The sequence below is a fragment of the uncultured Polaribacter sp. genome, assembly GCF_947497695.1.
GTDB lineage: Bacteria > Bacteroidota > Bacteroidia > Flavobacteriales > Flavobacteriaceae > Polaribacter.
The window spans coordinates 429,601-446,866 of record NZ_CANMHM010000002.1 but is presented as its reverse complement, the minus strand read 5'-3'; the positions used below and the strand labels follow the sequence as shown (position 1 = coordinate 446,866).

The 17,266-nt window shown below is 31.5% G+C and carries 11 protein-coding genes and 1 tRNA gene; 11 read left to right on the top strand and 1 reads right to left on the bottom strand.

Annotated features, from left to right (window positions below; genetic code table 11):
• Window positions 1–25: 25 nt before the first annotated feature.
• Window positions 26–4,363, bottom strand: a complete 4,338-nt coding sequence (gene dnaE, locus Q0731_RS04255) for a DNA polymerase III subunit alpha (RefSeq protein WP_299060328.1) — start codon at window positions 4,361–4,363, stop codon at window positions 26–28.
• A 918-nt stretch (window positions 4,364–5,281) separates the two neighbouring features.
• Here dnaE and Q0731_RS04250 point away from each other — a divergent pair.
• The 11 genes from Q0731_RS04250 (at window position 5,282) to Q0731_RS04200 (ending at window position 17,210) form a co-directional block, all read left to right on the top strand.
• Window positions 5,282–5,827 (top strand): 30S ribosomal protein S16, encoded by a 546-nt coding sequence (locus Q0731_RS04250; RefSeq protein WP_299060325.1) that lies wholly within the window; start codon window positions 5,282–5,284, stop codon window positions 5,825–5,827.
• Between the two features lie 20 nt (window positions 5,828–5,847).
• On the top strand, window positions 5,848–6,372 hold the full coding sequence (rimM, locus tag Q0731_RS04245; RefSeq protein WP_299060322.1) for a ribosome maturation factor RimM: 525 nt from the start codon (window positions 5,848–5,850) through the stop codon (window positions 6,370–6,372).
• A tRNA-Ser gene (locus Q0731_RS04240) sits at window positions 6,371–6,457 on the top strand. Before rimM ends, Q0731_RS04240 begins: the two co-directional genes overlap by 2 nt.
• A gap of 237 nt (window positions 6,458–6,694) precedes the next feature.
• Window positions 6,695–7,945, top strand: a complete 1,251-nt coding sequence (locus tag Q0731_RS04235) for a site-specific integrase (RefSeq protein ID WP_299060319.1) — start codon at window positions 6,695–6,697, stop codon at window positions 7,943–7,945.
• Window positions 7,946–8,007: 62 nt separating this feature from the next.
• Window positions 8,008–8,319, top strand: coding sequence for a DUF6660 family protein (locus tag Q0731_RS04230; RefSeq protein ID WP_299060316.1), 312 nt, complete (start codon window positions 8,008–8,010; stop codon window positions 8,317–8,319).
• Between the two features lie 121 nt (window positions 8,320–8,440).
• A complete protein-coding gene (locus Q0731_RS04225; protein ID WP_299060313.1) occupies window positions 8,441–12,775 on the top strand; it encodes a CusA/CzcA family heavy metal efflux RND transporter in 4,335 nt (1,444 codons plus the stop codon).
• Between the two features lie 4 nt (window positions 12,776–12,779).
• Window positions 12,780–13,973 carry an efflux RND transporter periplasmic adaptor subunit gene (locus tag Q0731_RS04220; protein ID WP_299060310.1) on the top strand — a complete coding sequence of 398 codons (1,194 nt, stop codon included), beginning with the start codon at window positions 12,780–12,782 and terminating at the stop codon, window positions 13,971–13,973.
• A 3-nt stretch (window positions 13,974–13,976) separates the two neighbouring features.
• Window positions 13,977–14,390, top strand: coding sequence for a transcriptional repressor (locus Q0731_RS04215; RefSeq protein ID WP_299060307.1), 414 nt, complete (start codon window positions 13,977–13,979; stop codon window positions 14,388–14,390).
• A 60-nt stretch (window positions 14,391–14,450) separates the two neighbouring features.
• Window positions 14,451–15,038, top strand: a complete 588-nt coding sequence (gene merTP, locus Q0731_RS04210; RefSeq protein ID WP_077811310.1) for a mercuric transport protein MerTP — start codon at window positions 14,451–14,453, stop codon at window positions 15,036–15,038.
• Between the two features lie 5 nt (window positions 15,039–15,043).
• Window positions 15,044–15,250 carry a GDCCVxC domain-containing (seleno)protein gene (locus Q0731_RS04205; protein ID WP_077811309.1) on the top strand — a complete coding sequence of 69 codons (207 nt, stop codon included), beginning with the start codon at window positions 15,044–15,046 and terminating at the stop codon, window positions 15,248–15,250.
• 13 nt (window positions 15,251–15,263) lie between these two features.
• Window positions 15,264–17,210 (top strand): heavy metal translocating P-type ATPase, encoded by a 1,947-nt coding sequence (locus tag Q0731_RS04200; protein WP_299060296.1) that lies wholly within the window; start codon window positions 15,264–15,266, stop codon window positions 17,208–17,210.
• Window positions 17,211–17,266 lie beyond the last annotated feature (56 nt).

Sequence of the window (17,266 nt, the reverse complement as noted above, 5' to 3'; positions counted from 1 at the left end):
GATAAAGTTTAATTCAGGTGTAAACTTAGTTTAATTTAAACTGTATTTGCTGACTTTCTAAAATACCCAACAATTCATTAGAAATATGAATCTTCGTATTTCTACTAGGCAAACTAATTTCTAGTTTTTCTTTTTCGTCCCAAACTGTAAAGTTTAAACTTTGTTTACCTGGCTTGTTTTTTAAGATAGATTCTAAATTTAAAATGGTTTGTGCATTAATTTCTTCTAATGGTAATTGAATGGTTACTTTTTTGCAGAGTTCATCCATAATATCGTGCAACAATTTCATTTCTGTAAATTTTAGTCTAGGTTCTCCTACAACTCCCTCTTTATTAGTCCAACCAGGTTGAATTGTAGCACGTACAAACAAGAAAGAATTGGGCACTAAAAAGTGTTTCATTCTTAAGTAATCTTCACCAAAAATTCTAAATTCGTTGCTGTCACTATAATCTTCCATAGTAAACATTGCCCAACCTTTACCAGCTTTAGAAACCCTATGTTGTACATCTGTAACAATGGCTGCAAAAGCCATGTTCATACCTACATACTTTGCTAAATCTCCCTTAAAATGTTTTAAAGAAGCGTTACAAAATTTTAACTCGTTTTTAAAATCATCTAAAGGATGTGCAGAAATATAAATACCAATTACTTCTTTTTCTTGCGATAATAATTCCATAGTTCCCCAAGTTTCACATTCAGGTATATCTGGTTCTGGAAATTGCACTGTAGAAGCTTCACCAAACATAGAAACTTGTGCAGAATTTTTATTTTCTTGAAATTTACTACCAAACTTCATGGCACGTTCTAAAAAGGTTAAACCTTTTTCATCTTCTTTAAAATACTGTGCTCTGTGTGTATCTGTAAAAGAATCAAAAGCACCAGCTTTTATTAAACTATCAAAAGATTTTTTGTTTGCAGCACGTAAATCTACACGTTTTGCCAAATCGAAAATGGAAGAATAATTCCCATTTTCTTCTCTTTCTTTAATAATAGCTCTTACAGCAGCAGCACCCACACCTTTTACAGCTGCCATTCCAAAACGTACAGCACCTTCTGCATTTACAGAAAATTTTAAGAAAGATTCGTTTAAATCTGGACCTAAAACTTCTAAGCCCATTCTTTTACATTCTTCCATAAAAAAGGAAACTGCTTTAATATCATTCATGTTATTAGAAAGCACAGAAGCCATGTATTCTGCAGGATAATGTGCTTTTAAATACGCAGTTTGGTAGGCAATCCATGCATAACAAGTAGAGTGAGATTTGTTAAAAGCGTAACTTGCAAAGGCTTCCCAATCTTTCCAGATTTTTTCTAATTTTTCTGCATCATGCCCATTTGCAGCTGCTTGTTCTACAAATTTTGGTTTCATTTTATCTAAAACCGCAATTTGCTTTTTACCCATGGCTTTACGTAAAACATCGGCTTCACCTTTGGTAAAATCTGCCAATTTTTGAGAAAGTAACATTACTTGCTCTTGGTAAACTGTAATTCCGTAAGTTTCTGCCAAATACTCTTCCATTGCTGGCAAATCGTATTCTATATCTTCTGTACCGTGTTTTCTGTTGATAAAACTAGGAATATATTCCATTGGTCCAGGTCTGTACAAAGCATTCATGGCAATTAAATCTGCAAAAACGGTTGGTTTTAAAGAACGCATGTGTTTTTGCATTCCAGGAGATTCATATTGAAAAATACCCACAGTTTCTCCTCTTTGAAAGAGTTCGTAGGTTTTTTCATCATCTAAAGGAAAACTTTCTGGATCTAACGTAATATCGTGTTTTGCTTTTACAATTTTTACGGTGTCTTTAATTAAAGTTAATGTTTTTAACCCTAGAAAGTCCATTTTTAACAAACCTGCAGATTCTACTACAGAATTGTCAAATTGGGTTACATACATATCAGAATCCTTTGCTAAAGCAACAGGAACATAGTTTGTAATATCTCCTGGTGTAATAATTACACCACAAGCATGAATACCTGTATTTCTTACAGAGCCTTCTAAAATAGTGGCTTTATTGATGGTTTCTGATGTTAAATCGTTTCCAAAAGACATATGTCTTAATTCTTCTACTAACTGTTTTTCTTCTGCACGTAAACCATCAACTTTACTTTTGCTTTTGGCATCATCCCCAAAAATATTTTTTAGTTTGATGCCCGGAATTAATTTTGCAATTCTATCGGCTTCAAAAAGTGGTAAATCTAAAACTCTGGCTGTATCTCTAATAGAAGATTTTGCAGCCATAGTACCATAGGTAATAATTTGTGCAACCTGATTTGCACCATATTTATCAATTACATAATCCATGACTCTGCTTCGTCCTTCATCATCAAAATCGATATCGATATCTGGCATAGAAACCCTTTCAGGATTTAAAAAACGCTCAAAAAGTAAATCGTATTTAATAGGATCTATATTGGTAATCCATAAGCAATAAGCAACCACAGAACCAGCAGCAGAACCACGACCAGGACCCACTGCAACATCCATATTTCTGGCTTCGCGAATAAAATCTTCCACAATTAAAAAATAACCAGGATAGCCTGTTTTTTCAATTACTTCTAATTCAAAATCTAAACGTTCTTTAATGGAATCTGTAATTTCTCCATAACGTTTTTTCGCACCTTCGTATGTTAAATGAGCTAAAAATTTATTTTCGCCACGTTTTCCTCCATCAATTTTATCTTCTTCGAATAAAAATTCTTCTGGAATATCAAAAGCAGGTAATAAAACATCTCTGGCTAGTGTAAAAATTTCTATTTTATCTACAATTTCTTGAATGTTGATAATTGCTTCTGGCAAATCTGCAAATAGGGTTTTCATTTCATCAGACGATTTAAAATAATACTCGTCGTTTGGTAAACCATATCTGTAGCCACGTCCTTTTCCTTTAGGTGTGGCTTGTTTTTCGCCATCTTTTACACAGAGTAAAATATCATGTGCATTGGCATCTTTTTTTTCTAAATAGAAAGTATTGTTGGTGGCAACAACTTTAACATTGTGCTTTTTAGAAAACTTTAGCAAAGTTTCATTCACAATGGTTTCATCTTGTTGATTGTGACGCATCAACTCAATATACAAATCATCTTTAAACTGCTCTTTCCACCATAATAAAGCTTCTTCTGCCTGATTTTCTCCAAGATTTAGAATTTTACTAGGTACTTCTCCATATAAATTACCCGTTAAAACAATAATATCTTCTTTGTATTTTTTGATGATTTCTCTATCAATTCTTGGTACATAATAGAAACCATCTACAAAAGCAATAGAAGACATTTTAGCTAAATTATGATAGCCTTTTTTGTTTTTTGCCAGCAAAACAACTTGATATCCATTGTCTTTTTGCGATTTATTTTTATGATCTTCACAGACATTAAACTCACAACCAATAATAGGTTTTATAGGTTTTTCTGCATTTTTATTATGATTTAAAACTGCACTTACAAAATGGAAAGAAGCCATCATGTTTGCAGTATCTGTCATAGCAACAGCAGGCATATTGTCTTTTGCAGCTGCTTTTACAATATTCCCAATTTGCATGGTAGATTGTAATACAGAATATTGTGTATGGTTGTGTAAATGGGCGAATTGTACATTTTCTAACTCTGCCAAACCTTCTGATGTAGATTTGGTTTCTTGCACGTCTTTTAGTTTCTCTAGACGTTTTCTTATTTTTTCGCTCTCTTTTTTTAGGTTGATGTGTTTTAAACCAATTACCTGTATTGGTTTTGGGTTTGCCTCAGAGAAATTTTTAAAATAATCTGCATCTACATCTAACTGTTCTTTGGTATATTCTCTTAAACGAATTAATTCTAAAAAACAACGCGTGGTTGCCTCTACATCTGCTGTTGCATTGTGTGCTTCTCCAAAACCAACACCAAATAAATGATTGTGTAATTCTGTTAGCGTGGGCAATTTAAATTTTCCTCCACGACCACCAGGAATTTGGCAAATGGTTGCTGTTTTTTCTGTACAAGTGTCTAAAACTGGTAGCGAAGTTAAATTGGTTTCTACACCCAATCTGTGCAATTCGCAACCCATAATATTAATATCGAATTGTAAATTTTGCCCAACTATAAATTTTGTTTTATCTAAGGCTTCCTTAAAAAGAGTTAATCCTTTTTCTAAAGAAATACCTTGTTCTGCTGCCAATTCTGTAGAAATACCATGAATTCTTTCTGCATCAAAAGGAATGTTAAAACCTTCTGGTTGTATTAGAAAATCGTTATGTTCTACAACGTTTCCCATAGCATCATGCAATTGCCACGCAATTTGTATACACCTAGGCCAGTTGTCTATATCTGTAATTGGTGCGTTCCAACTTTTAGGTAAACCTGTGGTTTCTGTATCGAAAATTAAGTACATAAATGTGTGTAAATGAGGAAGCGTTTGACTGTTTAATCGTGGTGTAAATTTACATTTTTTTGGTAGATTTTAACAAACTAAGTTATTAACGATTGTCAAAAATGCAATGATAGTAGGTCTTATCAAATAAAAGTTTTCTTATTAGTTTTTGGGCGTGCCCATTTTTTAATTAATTGAGTTAATAGCATCAACTTTTTGATATGAAAATGGTCAGGCTATCCTTTACAAGTCCTCGTTCGTGCCTCACTGTGGGCTTGGAATGAATCTTGAGCGAGGTCGAAAGGCTGCTATCCTTCACGCAGAAGAAAGTTAAGTTTGTAATTTCGAACTTTTGAGAGAAATCGCATAAAGTGATTAGTTAGTACTCGTTTTTAACTTGAACGGCCTAGAAATTTCACCCAGTTTATCTCCCTGAAAGGGTCTCACGTACAAGTGAACAAACCGTAAAATATTTTTTAGAATAACAAAACTTTATGGAGAATAACTTACGATTCAGTTTGTTTTGTTGCAAGTATCCTACACAAAATGAACAATCTTAGAAGATTCTTTTAGAAAGACTAAACTTTGAGGGGTTTTAGAGAGTAATTATTATTCAATTTTGTCTTTTCAACGTTAGGAAAAATCAGATAAAGCTACTCAACATTGCTTTATCACTGATATGTGACTTCTTACACTGTTTGAAGTGACAATTGTTATGTTTTTAATACTAACGCAATTCGCGTTAGGGATAGAACGGTATGTTTGAGTTCTCACGCTTTTTAGCGTGAAGCGAGTAGTGAAAGCCCGTTAAAACGCCCAAAAAAATATTGATATTTAGAGTTTTAGTTAAAAAAAGTTTTTGTATTTTTGCATCCGCTTATCACGAGATGATAAGAATTTTAATAATAAAGGTCGAGAACCTTAATAAATTAACAAATTATGTCTGTAAAGATTAGATTACAAAGACACGGTAAAAAAGGAAAGCCTTTTTACTGGATCGTTGCTGCTGATGCAAGAGCGAAAAGAGATGGTAAATACTTAGAAAAAATAGGTACTTACAACCCAAATGTAAACCCTGCTGTTATTGATTTAAACGTTGATAAAGCTGTAGAGTGGTTACAAAATGGTGCACAACCAACTGATACTGCAAAAAACATTTTATCTTATAAAGGTGCTATGTTAAAGAATCATTTAGCTGGTGGTGTAAGAAAAGGTGCTTTAACGCAAGAGCAAGCAGATGCTAAATTTGCAGCTTGGTTAGAAGAAAAAGCAGCAAAAATTATTGCAAAAACAGAAGGTTTGTCTAAAGCAGAAGCAGAAGCAAAAGCAAAAGCTTTAGCAGCTGAAAAAGCAGTGAACGAAGCAAGAATTGAAGCAGCTAAACCAGTTGTTGAAGAGGTTGCAGAAGTAGCAGCAGAAACTGAAGAAGCAGTTGAAGCAGCACCAGAAACAATTGACGATGCACAAGCAAAAGCTGCAGAGTAAAAATTAAAATTTGTACGAAAATGCGTAAAGAAGATTGTTTTTATTTAGGCAAAATCGTAACAAAATATAGTTTTAAGGGTGAAGTTGTTATCAAATTAGATACAGATGAGCCTGAGTTGTACACAGAAATGGAATCAGTTTATGTCGAATTTGGCACAAACTTGGTTCCATTTTTTATTGATAAAAGTTCGCTACATAAAGGAAATCAATTACGGGTTCAGTTTGAAGATGTGTATTCTGAAGAAGAAGCAGATTCAATTTTAAAATGTGGCGTTTATTTGCCAAATACCATGTTGCCAAAATTAACGGGAGATAAATTTTATTACCACGAAGTAATTGGTTTTACAGTTGTGGATGCTAATTTTGGGGAAGTTGGTGAAATTGTACATATTAATGACAAGGCTGCACAACCGCTTTTTGAAATTGATAGAGATGGTACAGAAATTTTTATACCAATGGTAGACGATTTTATTAAAAAAGTGGATAGAGAAAATAAACAAATACATGTAACAGCGCCAGATGGATTGATTGCATTGTATATTTAGAGAGGTGTCTGAGTGGTCGAAAGAGCTACCCTGGAAAGGTAGTATATGGGTAACTGTATCGAGGGTTCGAATCCCTTCCTCTCTGCTAAAAGAATACTAATTAGAGTCAAAACCCTACAAACGCTATGTTTGTAGGGTTTTTTCTATTTAAAGCATACTAATAAAAATCATCAAAAATTGTTGCGTAAGATGCTGATTAGGGGTCTATTTTTTTAATTTATAACTGACACCGAATTAAACTAAATATACTGATATTTAATTAGTTATGGGTTTTTTTAATTTTATTTTCGTATATTTATACTATAATAGTTAACTGACACCTATGCAACATTTATTCTCATTCATTTTCTACATCAAACGTAGTAAAGCAGACAAAAATGGAAAAGCAAATATTTATTTAAGGATTACTGTAAATGGTAAAAGAGCCGAATTAAGTATTTCAAGAAAGGTTGATGTTCAAAAGTGGAGTTCCTCTGCTGGCAAAATGAAAGGTTCTTCTGGAGAGGCTCAACAACTTAATAAATATATTGATAGTATTTCAAATAGAATTTATAAAATACACCAAAGATTAGTAGAAGAAAATAAATTAATTACTGCTATTAATATTAGAAACATTTACCAAGGTAAAAATGAGGTTCGAAAAATGACTTTAGAAATTTTTGAAAATCATAATATTCAAATGGAAAAGTTAGTTGGTAAAGATTATGCTTTAGGTACTTCAGAAAGATATAAAACAGCAAAAAAACATTTAAAAAATTATATCAATCACGAATATAAAATTGAAGATATACCAGTAACCGAGATTGACAATAAATTTATTACAGGGTTTGAATACTATCTGAAAACAGAAAAAAATTGTGCACACAATACAACAATAAAATACATTACTAATTTTAAGAAAATTGTTAGAATTGCTTACGCCAATGACTGGATAGTTAAGGACCCGTTTTTTAACTGGAAAGGAATTTTAAAGACAGTAGAAAGAGAATTTTTGGATGAAGAAGAAATTCAAAGATTAATTGAAAAAGAATTCTCTATACATCGTTTAAATTTAGTGAAAGATATTTTTGTGTTTAGCTGCTTTACTGGTTTAGCTTATGCAGATGTAAAAGCTTTAAATAAAGATAATATTGTGATTGGTATTGATGGTGGTCGTTGGATAAAAACAACAAGAAAAAAGACTAAAACCAAAAGTAATATTCCATTATTGCCTTCTGCAGAAATAATTTTAAAAAAATATGAAGAGGATTCTGATGTTTTAAATTCAAATAAGTTATTACCAATTTTAAGTAATCAAAAAATGAATGCTTACTTAAAAGAAATTGCTGATATATGCGAAATAAATAAAAACTTAACTTTTCATTTGGCACGTCATACTTTTGCAACCACTATAACACTTACTAATGGTGTTCCAATAGAATCTGTTAGTAAAATGCTTGGGCATAAATCTTTGAAAACAACACAGCATTATGCTAAAATAATTGATAGAAAAGTTAGTGAAGATATGGCTATTTTAAAAAGTAAATTAAGTATCCATACAACTGTAAAAGAAAAGAAAGAGCTTCATTTGTAAATTTATTATATAGGTTTCATTTTGCACAACCATTGCACTAATTAATTTATATCTTTGCTACAATGAAATATTTAGCCTTCATATTATCAATTTATATTTTAGCTCTTAATTTAGCACCTTGCGAAGATTATACAGTACTTGATAATGAGGTTCAAACAGAAGTTTCACAGTTAACTGACAGTGATCATCAACATCAAGGTTCAGACTTATGTTCTCCTTTTTGTATTTGTCAGTGTTGCCATATTAGTGTGATAGATTTCAAATTTGTAGATGTAAGTATTAATACAACCTACATTTCTACACAAGATTTTTTCTACCAAAATGGTACTGAAAAAGACTTTACTACTTCAATTTTACAGCCACCAAGGGCATAATTCAGTTTTTTTAAAGGATAACTATATCCTATTAAGAGCCTAAAAGGTTCTCTTCATTTCGTCTAATTCTAATATTGTTTTGAATTAAGTCGAAAAGTATAACTGAATTAATACATTTTCTATGATTAATAAAATCATTGATTTTTCAATCAATAACAAATTTATAATTGGTTTGCTTACGCTTACCATTATTGGAGCAGGTATTTGGAGTATGACCCAAGTACCAATAGATGCAGTTCCAGATATTACAAACAACCAAGTACAAGTTATTACACAAGCACCAAATTTGGGAACAGAGGATATTGAGCAAATTATAACCTATCCAATAGAGATAGCAATGAGTAATCTACCCAATGTTCAGGAAATTCGTTCAATTTCTCGTTTTGGTTTATCTGTGGTAACTATAGTTTTTGATGATGATATGGGTACATATTTACCTCGTCAATTAGTTGCTGAAAAATTGAACGATATAAAAGCACAAATTCCTGCTGGTTTTGGAGAGCCATCAATGGGGCCAATTTCATCAGGTTTAGGAGAAATATATCAATATACATTAAAAGTAAAACCAGAATATAAAGATAAATATTCGATTACTGATTTACGTACGATGCAAGATTGGATTGTACAACGTCAAATGGCAATGGTTGCAGGTGTTGTAGAGGTAAATGCAATTGGTGGTAAAATAAAGCAATATGAAGTTGCTGTTGACCCTAACGAATTGCGAGCAATAGGAATAACTATTACAGATATATTTGAAGCACTGGAAAATAATAACCAAAATACTGGTGGTGCATATATTGAAAAAAATCATCAAGCTAATTTTATTCGTGGTGAAGGTTTGGTTCGAACTTTAGACGATATAAAAAAAATAACAATAAAAAACTCAAATGGTATTCCTATAACAATTGGCGACATTGCCAAAGTACAATTTGGTGCTGCCATTCGTTATGGTGCACTAACACAAGATGGCGAAGGAGAGGTTGTAGGTGGTTTGGTAATGATGCTTAAAGGAGCTAATTCAAATGATGTAATAGAAAATGTAAAAGTTAGAATGGCTCAAATTGAAAAATCTTTGCCAGAAGGTGTGATAATTGAACCTTTATTAGACCGAAGTAAGCTAATAGCTGAAACAACATCTACAGTTGCAACAAACCTTATTGAAGGTGCATTGATAGTGATTTTTGTCCTTATTTTCTTATTAGGAAACTGGCGAGGTGGTTTAATAGTAGCTTCCACTATTCCATTATCATTATTATTTGCTTTTATATTAATGAATGCATTTAATGTTTGGGCAAATCTAATGAGTTTAGGAGCAATTGATTTCGGTATTATTGTAGATGGCGCAGTAATTATTGTAGAAAGCACCGTTTTTCTCATTGCATCAAAAGTATTAAAGAAAAGGAAATTAACATCCAAAGAACGTGATGGTGTTGCAAGTGATGCTTCAAAAAAAATGATGAATGCTGCCTTTTTTGGTCAGCTAATTATTCTAATCGTATTTCTGCCAATATTGGCATTAGAGGGTATTGAAGGGAAAATGTTTAAACCTATGGCATTGACTTTCATTTTTGCAATGATTGGTGCAATGGTGCTGTGTTTGACTTATGTACCAATGATGTCTGCATTAATTTTAAGAGCTCCAAAATCAGAAAAAAAATCTTATGGAGATAAATTTGTGCATTGGGTAGAACGTAAATACCAACCTTTATTAGAAAAAGCATTAAAAAAAGGAAAGCTAATAATTGGTGTTTCTGTTATTTTATTTGGTATTGCAGTTTTTATGTTTACAAGAATGGGTGGCGAGTTCATACCTCAACTTGATGAAGGCGATATTGCTTTTCACGCTATTTTAAAACCTGGTAGTTCATTAACTGAAACTATTGAAACAACAACAAAGATTGAGAAAATTGTTAAAGCAAAGTTTCCTGAAGTTGAGAAAATTGTAAGTCGAATTGGTGTTGCAGAAATACCAACAGATCCTATGCCTATGGATATTGCAGATATTTTTGTGATTTTAAAACCCAAAAGTGAATGGACTTCAGTTAATTCTAAAGACGAACTCATTGAGCAAATGAAAGAAGCTGTTGAAATAATTCCTGGAGTTAATTACGAATTTACCCAACCAATTGAAATGCGTTTTAATGAATTATTGGAAGGTGTTAGAGAAGATATAGCTATAAAGATTTATGGTGAAGATATAAATGTATTATCTCAAAAAGCAGAAGAAATATCTAAAATTATTGCTGGTACAGAAGGTGTTGGAGATATGAAAGCTGAAGCTACAACTGGTTTACCACAAATTACAATAACGTATAATAGAAATAAATTAGCTCAATATGGCCTTCAAATAAATAAAATGAATCAGTTAGTTCAGTCTGCTTTTGCTGGTGGTAAAGCAGGGATAATTTTTGAAGGAGAAAAACGATTTGATTTAGTTGTAAGATTAAATTCTCAAAACCGAAAGAATATTTCAGATGTTCAAAATTTATATATCAATTTACCTTCTGGAAATCAAATTCCACTTCGTGAAATTGCAGACGTAAGCTACAAAGCTGGTCCAATGCAAATAAGTAGAGATAATACGAATCGAAGAACTTATGTTGGTATCAATGTTAGAGGAAGGGATGTAAAATCCTTGGTAATGGAAATAAAATCAAAGTTAGATGCGCAATTAGAATTACCAACAGGTTATTTTATTCGATATGGTGGTGCTTTTGAAAATTTAGAACGTGCCAGTAATCGTTTACTTACAGTTGTACCAATTGCGTTATTACTAATTTTTGTACTCATCTATTTTGCTCTAAAATCGTTACCACAAACCTTAATGATTTATATAGCAATTCCAATGGCGACCATTGGTGGTGTAATAGCATTATGGTTAAGAGATATGCCTTTTAGTATTTCTGCAGGTGTGGGCTTTATCGTTTTATTTGGTGTTGCAGTTTTAAACGGATTAGTAATGATTAGCGGTTTAAATGAACTAAAAGAAGAAGGTGTAACTAATTTAAAAGATAGAATTATAGAAGGTACAAAACGAAGAATTAGACCTATTATGTTAACTGCTTTTACAGATGTTTTAGGCTTTTTACCTATGGCAATTTCAGCTTCAGCTGGTGCAGAAGTACAAAGACCTTTAGCAACGGTTGTAATTGGTGGTTTACTTACTTCTACATTATTAACATTATTCGTTTTACCAATATTATATCATTGGGTAGAAAATAAATCATTCAACTTGAGAGCAAATAAAAAAATAATTACAGTTACAGCTATGGTCGCTTTTGTGTTTTTCTTACCAATAACAGGTAATGCACAAGAAGTTTATGTTACGTTGCCCGTTATTTCAATGAATGAAGCAGTCAATTTATCAAAAGAAAATTATCCATTATTAAAACAAAAGCAATTAGAAATCAACAAACAAAAGCAGTTAAAAAGTACAGTTTATGATTTTGGTACAACTCAAATTTTCACAGGTGGAGAAGAGATCAATAATGGTAATGGTATTTACACTACTTTAGGAATTGGTCAAAGTAACATCAATGTTTTTGGTGTTTCTGCAAAAAAGCGATTGCAAGAGCAACATATTCAATTAGCTCAAAAAGCGTTTCAACTTTCAGAATTAGATTTAGAGTTAGAAGTAAAAAAGGCGTGGGCAAATGTTTTTCAGAGTAAAAGGAAATACAATTTATACAAAGAATTAGATTCCATTTATACCAACTTTGAAAAAGCTGTAGCTTTAAATTATAAAGTAGAAGCAATTTCAAGGTTAGAATATTCAGCAGCTAAAAATCAAGCCTTACAAATTCAAAATAAATTTATGCAGTCAAAAAGTGAATATGATATTGCATTGCAACAATTAAATCTATGGCTGGTTTCTGATACATTCTATACAGTTACTAATGATTTTGAAATCACTAATAAAATTAATGTTGCATCTTTTAATCCAGAGAAACATCCATTATTTGAAATAGCAAAATTAAAGGTAACAGAAGCAGAAGCAAAATATAAGACTGCTAAAGCAGATAATTTACCGAAGTTAAATCTTCAGGGTGGTTTTCAAAACTTAAATGGTAATTCAGGTTTTTACTCCTATCAAACAGGAATTTCAATTCCTTTTTTATCCGGAACAAGTAGAGCAAAAGTTAAAACTGCAAAAATAAATACTGAAATTGCAGAAACTAATATTCTATTCAAAAAACAAGAAGTACAATCAAAGTTTACACAATCTAAAGAGAATTATCAAAAATGGAAAACGTCTTGGTTTTTTTATAAAAATAAAGTTTTACCACTTGTAAAAGAACAAAAAGTAGGCGCTTTATTTGCTTACAAAGAAGGTGAAATAGATTATACAGCTTTTACACAATTAATAAAAGAGGCAATTCAATCTGAATTAGAAGCTCAAGAAGCATTAATAAATTATTTAGAAAGTACATTTCAACTACAATATTTTAATCAATAAGAAAATGAAAAAAACATCATATAATATTCTAACAATTGTTTTACTGGGTATTATGTTAACAGCTTGTGTTAATAGTGATAAGAAAATAGCAAATAGCACAAATTCAAATAATAAAGAATTAGAGAGTAATCATAAAGAGTCCAAAGAAGTTATACTTACACAAAAACAGTTTGAAGCTTTACAGATGAAAATAGACACCATTGCATTACGTAATATGAGTGGTTATGTTGAAGCAAATGGCACATTAGAAGTGCCACCTCAAAACGAAGCAACAATTACCCCTGTAATTGGTGCAAACGTAGTATCCATAAATGTAATTGAAGGCGATAAAGTTAAAAAAGGTCAAGTAGTAGCATATTTATCTCATCCAAATATTATAAAAATGCAAACTGATTATTTGAATGCTTTTAGCAACAGTAATTTTTTGAAGAAAAACTACGAACGTCAAAAAAAATTATATGATGCAGGCGTTGGTTCTGGTGCAAATTTTCAAAAAGCCGAAGCACAATATGATGCTTCTAAAGCGATGGTAAACGGATTGGAAGCTCAATTGAAATTGTTAAATGTAAATACGTCATCAGTTCGTAATGGAACAATTACTCAAAACATATCGTTAAGAAGCCCAATAGAAGGTTTTGTGCAAAAAGTTGAAGTTAAAACTGGGCAGTATGTAGAGCCACAAACAGAGCTTTTTGAAATTGTAAATACACATCACGTTCACGCAGATTTAATGGTATTTGAAAAAGATGTTTACAAGGTTAAAAAAGGGCAAAAAGTGATATTCAACTTACAATCTAATTCAGACGAAGAACTATCAGCAGAAATTTATTCGGTAAGTAAAACGTTTGAAGATAATCCGAAAGCACTTCACGTTCACGCAGAAATTGAAAACAAAAAAGGAAATTTAATTCCAGGAATGTACATAAAAGGGAAAATTCAAGTTGATAATACTATAACAAAAGCATTACCAGAAAGTGCCATTATAAAAGATGGAGATAGATTTTTTGTTTTTTCTGTAAAAAAAGAAAATAACGATTGGAGTTTTACCCCTATTGAAGTGCTTTTAGGTGTAAAGGATGATAATTGGATTGAAGTTAAATTTATTAATGAGATAGAAAAAAACTCTAAAATCGCATATAATAATGCCTATTATTTAATTGCTGAAATGAATAAAGGAGAAACAGAACACGAACATTAAATTATGAAAACAATAGAACAACTTTTAGAATCTAAAAAAATTAGAGTTACAGCGATGCGTTTACTTATTTATAAGTTTCTTGCAAAAAAAGAAGTGGCTGTAACATTAAGCGATATAGAAAATGCTTTTGAAAAAGCAGATAGAACTACATTGTACAGAACAGTAAAAACATTTGAAGAAAAAGCAATAGTACATCAAATAGATGATGGTACAGGTATTACAAAATATGCATTATGTGAAAAGGGGTGTAATTGTGAAATTGAAACCGATTTACATTTACATTTTCATTGTAATAATTGTAACGAAACCATTTGTTTAACAGAACATAAAATACCTCAAATTAAAGTTCCAGATGGCTATATTTCAGAAAATGTTAACTTGGTAGTAAAAGGTATTTGTGATAAGTGTAGTAATTAAAAATGCACTTCCATTGCACTGAATTTTACTGCACCTTTGTTGTGCTTTTATAAGAATAAAATGAAAAACAAATTATTCGGTGTAGGTTTACTTACTGCAATTACAGCATCTTTATGTTGCATAACACCTGTTCTGGCTTTAATTGCAGGAACAAGCGGAATTGCTTCAACATTTTCTTGGATAGAACCATTTAGACCCTATTTAATTGGGCTAACAATTTTAGTTCTTGGTTTTGCTTGGTATCAAAAATTAAAACCTCAAAAGGAAATTGATTGTGAATGCGAGACGGATGAAAAACCAAAATTTATGCAGTCAAAAACTTTTTTAGGAATTGTAACTGTATTTGCAATAGTGATGTTGGCTTTCCCATACTATTCAGGAATTTTTTATCCAAACACAGAAAAGCAAATAGTCGTAGTTGACAAATCAGACATTAAAACGAAAGAATTTAAAATCAGTGGAATGACCTGTGTGAGTTGTGAAGAACACGTAAACCACGAAATAAATAAACTCAACGGAATAGTTATCTCAAAAGCATCCTACGAAAATGGTAACGCAATCATTGAGTTTGACAAAACCAAAACGAATGAAACGGAAATCGAGAAAGTAATTAACTCAACAGGTTATAAAGTAACCGACAAAAAATAAAACTAATGGAAACCACACTAAAATCAGAAATTACTTGTCCAGAATGCGGACATAAAAAAGTAGAAGATATGCCAACAAATGCTTGTCAGTTTTTCTACGAATGTGTGAATTGTAAAAAAGTTCTGAAACCTAAAAAAGGAGATTGTTGTGTGTATTGTTCATACGGTACAGTTCCGTGTCCGCCAATTCAACAAAACAAAAGTAGTTGTTAAGACCGAAGAAAAGATGAAAAAAAAGAAACTGAATTTAAGAGATATTAAAACAACCTCTGAAAAAGGACACAGTCACGATCATGGTCATAATCATAGTGGTCAATCTAATAATTATAAAGCTTATGTACCAGCAATTATAAGTTTTACAATGCTAATTATTGGTATTGTATTAGATTATTTTGATGTTGAATTTTTTAAAGATTGGACTCGCATTGTCTGGTATGGTGTTGCTTATATTCCAGTAGGTTTTCCTGTAGTAAAAGAAGGTTGGAAAAGTATTACAAAAGGCGATGTTTTTACAGAGTTTTTTCTAATGTCTATTGCAACCATAGGTGCATTTGTAATTGGAGAATATCCTGAAGGAGTTGCAGTAATGCTGTTCTATGCAGTTGGAGAATTGTTTCAAAGTGCAGCAGTTAATAGAGCAAAAAGTAATATTAAAGCGCTACTTGATGTTCGTCCAAACGAAGCTTTAGTATATCGAAATAATGATTATAAATCGGTAAATCCTGAAACTGTAGAAATTGGAGAAAAAGTAAAAGTTCGTGTTGGTGAGAAAATTCCTTTAGATGGTATTTTATTATCCGAAAAAGGTTCTTTTAATACTGCTGCATTAACTGGTGAAAGCAAACCTGATACGATTACAAAAGGAGAAAAAGTGTTTGCAGGTAGCATTAATATGGATGGTGTTATTGAAATTGAAACTACTAAAGAATTTAAGGACAGTTCTATTGCCAGAATTCTGGATATGGTTCAAAATGCAACAACTCGTAAGTCTAAAACCGAATTGTTTATTAGAAAATTTGCGAGAGTATATACACCAATTGTTGTGTTTTTAGCAATAGCTGTTACATTTCTACCTTATTTTTTTGTAGATGATTATGTGTTTAGAGATTGGCTATATCGTGCATTAATATTTTTAGTAATATCCTGTCCTTGTGCTTTGGTAATTTCTATTCCTTTAGGATATTTTGGTGGTTTAGGTGCAGCTTCAAAAAATGGTATTTTATTTAAAGGTGCTTCTTTTTTAGACGCAATGACCAAGATTAATATTTTGGTAATGGATAAAACTGGAACCGTAACAAAAGGAGTTTTTAAAATTAAAGATATTAAAGCCATTAAATGGGAGGAAAAGGAATTTATGAAATACTTAATGGCTATGGAGGAACAATCTACACATCCTATAGCAAAAGCTATTTTAGAGTATAAAGCAGATGGTAAAGATTTTGAAGCTTCACAAGTATCCGAAATTGCAGGTAAAGGATTAAAAGGGAACGTAAATGACAAACCTGTTTTAGTTGGTAATAAAGCCTTAATGAAGGCAAATAATATCGAAGTTTCCAAAGAAATTGACACTATTGTAGAATCTATAGTTTTAGTGGCTATTGATAACGCTTTTGCAGGCTATGTTGTTATTGCAGATGAATTAAAAGAGGATGCAAAAGAAACAATTACGGCGTTACACAAAGTAGGTATTAAAAAAATAATGATGCTTTCTGGAGATAAAGATTCTATTACCCAAAAAGTAGCATTAGAATTAAATATTGAAGAAGCCAAAGGCGGTTTATTACCCGAAGATAAATTAAATGAAGTAGAAAAGTTAAAACAAAATTCAGAAAATAAGATTGCTTTTATTGGTGATGGAATTAATGATGCACCTGTTTTAGCAGCAAGTGATGTTGGTATTGCAATGGGAGGTTTAGGTAGTGATGTTGCCATTGAAACAGCAGATGTAATTATTCAGACAGATCAACCTTCAAAAGTGGTAAAAGCGATTCAAATTGGTCGTTCTACAAGAAAAATTGTATGGCAAAATATCGGATTAGCATTTGGCGTAAAAGTGATTGTCCTAATTTTAGGAGCAGGTGGTTTAGCTACAATGTGGGAAGCAGTTTTCGCAGATGTTGGTGTTGCTTTGTTAGCAATATTGAATGCTGTAAGATTACAGAGAATTTATTAAAACAATATTTTTCAACATTAATTTTAATCTTTTTTGTCACTATTTCGTACCTTTGT